Annotated in this window: 6 protein-coding genes and 1 pseudogene; all 7 read right to left on the reverse strand. The window is 50.5% G+C overall.

Annotation, left to right across the window (positions count from 1 at the left end; translation table 11 throughout):
* Nucleotides 1–115 precede the first annotated feature (115 nt).
* Nucleotides 116–403: a hypothetical protein gene (locus tag DXA05_RS25390; protein WP_128859765.1), complete on the reverse strand. Its 288-nt coding sequence runs from the start codon at nt 401–403 to the stop codon at nt 116–118.
* Nucleotides 403–804: a hypothetical protein gene (locus tag DXA05_RS25395; protein ID WP_005816121.1), complete on the reverse strand. Its 402-nt coding sequence runs from the start codon at nt 802–804 to the stop codon at nt 403–405. Before DXA05_RS25395 ends, DXA05_RS25390 begins: the two co-directional genes overlap by 1 nt.
* 15 nt (nt 805–819) lie before the next feature.
* Nucleotides 820–1,650, reverse strand: coding sequence for a phage antirepressor (locus DXA05_RS25400; protein WP_005816120.1), 831 nt, complete (start codon nt 1,648–1,650; stop codon nt 820–822).
* Between the two features lie 43 nt (nt 1,651–1,693).
* Nucleotides 1,694–2,458, reverse strand: a complete 765-nt coding sequence (locus DXA05_RS25405; RefSeq protein ID WP_005816119.1) for a DUF5045 domain-containing protein — start codon at nt 2,456–2,458, stop codon at nt 1,694–1,696.
* Between the two features lie 27 nt (nt 2,459–2,485).
* Entirely contained in the window at nt 2,486–3,211 is a 726-nt protein-coding gene (locus DXA05_RS25410; protein WP_005816118.1) for a hypothetical protein, read from the reverse strand.
* A gap of 14 nt (nt 3,212–3,225) precedes the next feature.
* A pseudogene (locus tag DXA05_RS25415) lies at nt 3,226–5,765 on the reverse strand (hypothetical protein).
* Between the two features lie 220 nt (nt 5,766–5,985).
* Nucleotides 5,986–7,262: TraG family conjugative transposon ATPase (locus tag DXA05_RS25420; protein ID WP_128859766.1), on the reverse strand; the 1,277-nt coding region annotated here is incomplete at its 5' end.

Consider the following 7,262-nt stretch of genomic DNA (forward strand, 5'->3'; position numbering starts at 1 on the left):
CTCAAAATGCCCAATTCCGCAGAAAGTATTGTCTGACAGCATATTTGTAGTAAATTTATGGGTTTATGCTTGGTATTCACGGGACAAAAGCGTACCTTTGTGTCGTGAAGGGTATTCACGGCAAGGGATGTCCGGCAAAGAGCGTTCTTGATTTTATTTTCCTGTGGTTTTGTCCCGTTTTTGTCCCGTCAGGATTTGTATCACGATACATGGTTTCGTAATATTGCTGAATATCAATGATTTGCAAATGACAGAAGCGAGAAAAATGCGCTAACCACCAGAACGGCCCTTGTGAGCCTGTGAAGGTGGCATCGGTCAGGAACTCGTTGGTCTGGAATATCACATCGTCAATCTCCTCTTCGAGGATGTTGATGCCGAAATCGCTGAGTATGTTGTCTGCCATCAGTGCCTGGTTCTATTGTTGATAATCTCTTTGATAAACTCTATGCCTTTCGGTGTCCATGACAGATAGAAGTGGTAGAAGCAGCGCATCCTGCCTGTGACATATACCGCAATGCCCTTGTCCTGAAGGTCTTCACGCAGTTTCCACATTCCATATTCCTTGGTGATGATGCCTTCCTCTTTGAGGGTCTTCACAATCTTGCCGTAGTAACTTCCGACATATTTGTGAAGCTTTGACATTGAAACTACCTCTAAATCAGATGGCATATAATGCTCATCAACGATGGGTGTCCTGCCGATAACGCTGATTCGCTTCGGCATCCTTGACATCTCCAACTGCCACTTGCCGTTTTTCCTCTTGGCGGCATAGAGACGTAACTGTATTTTTGATATTGATTCCATAGCTATTTCTTTATTTTATGTTCTTTCGATAACAGGAATGACTCCCACGCTCTTCAGTTTCTCATAGAGGAAGCGGCGACCTTTCTGTGTCCATTTGGTGTTCATGCGCACATCCTCCGTACCGTCCTTGTGTTTAATGAGGTAGGTCTCGCTGGTCACATAACCGCAGTCCTTGTAGTCGGCATACAGAATCCACTGCTTGCCACGCTGATACTGGATGTTCATCTCCTTCAGACGTCGGTTGAAGCGGATGGACGACTCGCCATAGTCCTGTGCTATCTGTGTGACCAGGACACTGCTCTTCGTGGCAAGGATGATGTCAAGGTAACTCACCTTGTCCTTCATCTCCGTCACCTCCTGTTGCAGGTCATCCACCTTGGATCCCAACTCAACGATGCGTGTCCTTTGGTGTTCACACTCCTGTTCGACAAGCAGACGCTTTTGTCGTTCTTCCTTCAGATTGACTGCTAACCGTATCAGGAAGTCTGGCTCTGCCAATGCCTTCTCGATGGTCTGCTGTGTCATATAGGCACCATGCTTGCGGATAGAGGGGAGCACCTCCGATGTCACCCACTTGCGGAAACGTTTGGCTTCGGGTTTGCGACTGTCAAGGATGACATCATACAGTCCGTCTTCATTGATAAAGTTTGTAACCTGTTCTCTTCCAAGACTATCCGAGATGGGGTACTTTGAAAGTACATCATCCGAAAGTCGTTGTACCAACTTGCTGGTTTTTAGTCCAAGAACTCTTGCCACATCAGCCAAACAGAACAAGGGTTGCTCTGGTGTTCCTGTGGTTCGGACTGCTCCAAATTCCTCGTTGTTGAAAATCTGAATATCGTTCATATCTCTATGCTGTTTTGTGATTATTTCTTCTCTTCCCTTATTTCTATCTGTTCACACTTTCTTCACCCTCACCGCTGTTGGCATCATCGCCGTCAGTGCCTGTCGAGCTCCTCACGCCCTTCATGTTTTCCTGCCAACGGCTCTTGGCATCGCTGATGATGCTGCCTTTATGTACTACACGGTCGTTGGTGGCTGCCAAGAGGGCGGTAGTCTGGCTTTGGGTGTTGAGCTGCACAAGGTATTTCAGTAGTGTCTCGTTCTGTGTCGTCAGGTCGGCATAGATGCTAAGATACTGCCGCTTTCTCTGTGCATTGGGCATATAGGCATCCTTGGTGGCTTTCACGGCACACTGGTACATATTGTACAGTTCCTCCCACCGACGCTTGTCGTTGATGGTGCCTCCTGTAGGGATGATATGGTCTATGTTCGCCTTCATCTTGTCCAACTGACCGTTGATCTTGCTGCTTTCGGCAAGCCAGGCGAGGTCTATCTGTCGGTCGGCTACGTTCAAGGCTTCCACCTCAGCACGCTTGGTGAGGGCAGAGTCTATCTTCTCCGCATCATCTACTTGGTTGTAGAGGTTGATGCCGGCAAGAGTGCGGAAACCTAACTTGTTCTTCTCTGCCGCTGTCTTCTTATAGTTGTTATGTAACAGCCAATAATAGAACTCAGGGGTGAGAGAACCGCCACCTGTCTCCATCACCGTTATCTGGTTCTGCTTGGAGGAGTCGTGGTTGTAGGTCACGCTCTGGGCTGTGGCTTTGATGGTGGTTGCTACCGCCATGATGAGTATCATTGTCTTCTTCATGTCCGTTCTTCTTTTGTTTACAATCCGTCAATAGTCAAGTTTTCCTGCCACTTTCCATCGGCTGAAGGCATCTTCCAGTATCTCTTCCTTCGTCCTCGTCCGATACACCTTCTCCTTCCAATAGCCCATGCGCAGCTGCACATACCGCCATGTCTGGAAGTAGGCTTGGTTCAGATGTTTTTCTATCAGGTCCAACGAATTGTTGATATTGTCCAACACCATCAGCAGGTCGGAAGTTGAACAGGCTGCCGCTCCTGTGGCATACAACACGAGGTCGTTGACGCTATGGTAGAGTTGGCTTCCTTCGTTGTATATGTTGTCGATGGCTTTCTTGTTGATGCTGATGAGCATCGTGTCAGCCAGTTCGATGTGTTTCCGCTTGATGACCTTATCATTGAAGTCCTCCAACAGGTTCTTGTAGTCACTGATGCGGTCGCTCACCGTCTGGTAGGTGCTCTTCACGTTCAGCACCGTGCGCAACGACTGGTACATCACATCGATGATGTCGAAGGCCCGGGTGTATTTGTCCAAATCCACATTCAGTTCCTTGTATTTGCCCACCTCTTCACTGCTGTATTCATGCAGCAGTTGATTGCTGTACTCCAAAGTGCTGCGTGCCAGCAAGAGGCTGCGCTGCTTCTTGTGGTCGTTGATGTATGCTTCCACCGATACCGCATCGAATCCCCATTGCGCCAAGGCTGTATTGGGGAAGAGGGTAATCAGCAGGAGAGCTATGATGATGGTATGTCTCATTCTCCGTTCCTCCCTCAGTTTTCGTTCTCGTTATCTTCACCATTCCCTCTGTTAGGGTCTGCATTCTCTCTCCATCGCTCGTAGCACTCTTCAATGAGTGTCCTTCTGCGACCTTGGTCTGCGTCGATTGAAGGAAGAATGTCCTTCAGCACGTCAATGATGCTGCGCTTGTAGTGCATCATTTTTTCTAATGATACCAAGTCGGCGTAAATCTTGGTGATACGGCTATCTACTTCACGGGCTATCTCCAGACGGTCGCTCGACCAGAGCAGGTGTATTACATCGTCATTGTCGGCGGTCTGGGTTGCCTCGCTCTTGGCATATTCTGTGGTGATGCTGCACGACGGGAACTCCTGGGCTATCTCCGAGATACGGCTGTTCACCTGCCTCGTCTTCTCCTCGTCAGAGGCATTCGGGTCAAGGGTCAGCACATCCACCACCTGTGTGTCGGTGTATTCCGAGGTCAGCTCCCACGATATTTGCAGTATCGCACGGTGTATCTTGATGCCAAGGAAGTACTTGGGCTTCCTTGCAATGGACAGTGTCGCCTTGAAGGTGATAATGCCGTTGATGTTGGGCATGGTGGCAGTTCGGACGTAGGTGTAGCCGTTCCACGAACCGGCACCTTGCCACGTGAGATTGTAGGCTGACTTCACATCCTGCATGATGGCAGGGATGCGGTAGTAGTCATCGGTGGAGGTGGCATTGTCGTTAGCCGCCTCGCTCTTGGCATTCTGTATGTCTGCCAACTGCTGCTGCCATGTCGCCAATTCCTTCTTCAGGTTGTCTATCTTCGTCTTGTTGACATTATGTTGCTGCCGCAAGGCAGGGGCTTCCTCCACAGAGGCATTGGCTATCTGCGTGAGCAGGTTCCTGTTCTCTGTCTCCAACTGGCTTATCTGCGCCTCCAACAGGGCTATCTTGCTATTCGCCTCACGTTCCTTCTCGTCCAGTTCCGATAGGTCGAGATTATTTTCTGATACGCTTGTCCTCATGGCGCATTCCTTGCTGTGGGCATTGAGCGAACCGCCGCACTCACGGCACTTGTACTGCGTGCTGCCCTGTCCGAGGGTGACACCGTCCGAACAGGTGACGCTGATGGTCACGCTCTCCACGCCCTTCAGTTTGGCGGCATCGGTGGCTTGATAGTAACGGCGTGCGTCACTGCCGATGTAATAGACATAGCCCTCCTCGTTGTCGTTATACTCCGAGAGACGTGCCTGCAACTGACGCTTGAAGGTATTCAAGTCCATGCTGTAGGAGTCGAAGACATCCTCATACACCTCTTCCACGTTGTTCCAGCTCTTGGTAACGTGTATCTCGTAGGCGTAGGCCTTCTTGGTCTGCTTGCCGCCACGGCTGATGATGTACGACGACATCCAATAGTTCATCGTATAGGTGAAGCCGTCGCTCTGGGCGTTGAGCTGCTGCACACGGCTGCGGCTCCATCCGGCATGGTTCTCCGAGTTGGCCAGTATCTGCTCTCGCTGCGTGCTGTTAGGGTAGAAGTTGGGGTCGGAGGTGTTGATACGATACCAATGGTCACCGTTCAGAATACTGTTGTCATCGGTCGGCGGATAGTAGTCACAGAGGCTTACGCTGCCTTGGTCTCGTCGGGCAATGTACCAACGCTGTGTATAGTAGTTGCCCTGCGTCTCGCTCAGATAGTCTGTCATCCACGAGGTGATGTTGTAGTTGGAGAGGTCGAAGAGGCTGCCACGTTGTCCTCGCCACCCACCAGACTAAGGAGTGTGCTGCCGATGCCGTTCTCTGCCTGTTCATAGAGGTCATGGTAGTTGTCATAGATGTCGATGATTTTACTCACCTTGCCATTGAAAAGGTCGTTGAAGGCACTCTGCTGCAAGAGTGCGCCTGATGCCCCGTTGATACCTGCCGTCGCCAACGATGCTCCCATATTGTAAAGCGTCTCGATGTCGGCGGTGAGGTTCTCCACGGTGAAGTTGCCGGGCACACTGGCGATGTCATCCAACAGCTGCTGCCAATCTACATTGCCTATCTCCGAGAGTTTGAGGATGGCGGCTATCTCTTGGTTGATTTCCAAGAACTGAATGTCGGCAAAGGTCAAGCTACTGTTGGTCACGACACTCTCAAACTGCATACACAGCGACTTTGTGTCGGCGCATATCTTCATCAGGTAACTGCCCCAGTAGAGGGCGGTCTGCGGACTTTTCAGCATCATTCCTGCCACCGTCCATATCTTGGGCATAATCTTGTTCGCCACCATATTGTGGATGCGGCGGTAATAGTAGTTCTCCGTGCTACTGCTCCAAATGCCGAGGTCGGTGAATGCCTTGCGCTCCAAGAACTTGGCAGCGAAGATGCCGGCAGTGGCAACCTCTGCGGCATTGTAGTGCTTCAAGATTTCGCCCACCTGCTCGTTATAATAGCTCTCTGCCATAGCTCCAGCACCGAATGCGGCAGCCATGGCGGCAACGATCTGCTTGTCGTAGTTCACGCTGTAATACTGCGCATGAACCCTTCCCACGACAAGTGTAAGACACATATATATTATAATAAGGTATAAACGTCTCATTGCTTCACTACTTTACGTTTTTACTACTTTCAGTTTCTACTATTCCACTACTTTACTACTTGTAGTATTTACTATTGGTAGTATTCACTACTAATCGTATTTACTACTAATCGTAAATACTACCCAGCCACCGTTCCCGAAAGTTTTGCTTTCGGGCATCTGGGCTTTACGTCTATTCCGGGATTTCCGTTTCCATCAATCAGCCCCCGTGCTCGCCGTGTCAGCGGCGAGTGGCTCCATCGTCCGTCAAATTGAGCACATGCCCCGCCTCATTGACCTTCTGCGCAAATGCCAACGACTTCCCGATGCCACTGGCATCCCAATCTCTGCAATACCGCTCGATAGCCTCCTGATGTCTGCACTTCAGTTCATGCTTATAGAGTTTCAATGCCTCCTTCTCAGCTCGCTCGGTGGTGTAGGTCATATAGCACTCGTGCGGCTCCTCCACACCATACACTCCGCTCGTCGATCCACGTCGGATAAACACCTCACGGAAGAAACTTCTTCCCTCCTTGTTATCCAAGCGGTTGACAGTGAATATCTTCTTGCAATCCACATCCGTCAATCCTAATATCGCCTTGATCTCGTCGAATCGCTCACGAAATTTGCTTTGGTCGAGCAGCATCACCACGTCGGAGTTGTTGATGATGGCTTCCTTCACGATGGGACTGCCGATGATGTCCTGTATCTCCTGTGTCACTACGCCCACGCTCGCCCAGAACTTTCGGGCTGTCTTGTATAGGTACTTGATGTACTCGGCCATCAGCGGCGAGGCGATGGCTTTCCATGCCTCCTCGATGACAAGGCACTTGCGGTTCTTCTTCAGGCGCATCTTCTGCAGGAACACGTCCATGATGATGAGCGTCACGATGGGGAAGAGCTGCTTGTTCTCCTTGATGGCATCCACCTCGAAGACGATGAAGGTCTCGTCGAACAAGGTGCTATCCACGTTCTCGTTGAGAATCTTGTCGTACTTGCCGCCACGGTAGAAGTTTTGGAGCATATAGGCGAAGTTGTCGCAGTCGATGGTGGTGATGTTGTTCTCGATGCAGATCTGGTCGAGACGCTCACAGGCGAACTCATAGAATGAGTCGAAGGAGAGGGTCTTCACGCTCAATGCCATGCGCCGTTCCTCCAGTCCCTTGATGAGTTTCTCCACCTTGTCGTGTATCTGCGTCAGCTCCGTGCCGCGCCGCTTCTCCATGGTGGAGAGGTTTTTTCTCAGTGTCTCCTTCTGTGAGGAAGGATAGGGCTGCACACCGTTGAAATAGAAATCGTAATACTCCGTCACCAACTGCTCCACGACACGGAACTCCAGTTCGGGTATCTGCGTCTCCGAGCCTTTCCATATCAGCAGTATCAGGTTCTTCAGGAAGTCTATCTTCTCAATGTTCAGCTCCCGCTTGCTGATGTTGAAGGGGTTCATGGTGATGGGCTTGTCCTCCGTATAGGCGATGTACTTGCCGCCCACATACTCGCAGAGTCCCTCATACGAGT

The organism is Bacteroides sp. AM54-2NS (genome assembly GCF_003602935.1).
GTDB classification, from domain to species: domain Bacteria; phylum Bacteroidota; class Bacteroidia; order Bacteroidales; family Bacteroidaceae; genus Bacteroides; species Bacteroides xylanisolvens.

Excerpts from the sequence above, each read along its gene's own strand:
- DXA05_RS25390 (WP_128859765.1), bottom strand. The coding sequence starts at position 403 with ATGGCAGACAACATACTCAGCGATTTCGGCATCAACATCCTCGAAGAG.
- DXA05_RS25395 (WP_005816121.1), bottom strand. The coding sequence starts at position 804 with ATGGAATCAATATCAAAAATACAGTTACGTCTCTATGCCGCCAAGAGG.
- DXA05_RS25400 (WP_005816120.1), bottom strand. The coding sequence starts at position 1,650 with ATGAACGATATTCAGATTTTCAACAACGAGGAATTTGGAGCAGTCCGA.
- DXA05_RS25405 (WP_005816119.1), bottom strand. The coding sequence starts at position 2,458 with ATGAAGAAGACAATGATACTCATCATGGCGGTAGCAACCACCATCAAA.
- DXA05_RS25410 (WP_005816118.1), bottom strand. The coding sequence starts at position 3,211 with ATGAGACATACCATCATCATAGCTCTCCTGCTGATTACCCTCTTCCCC.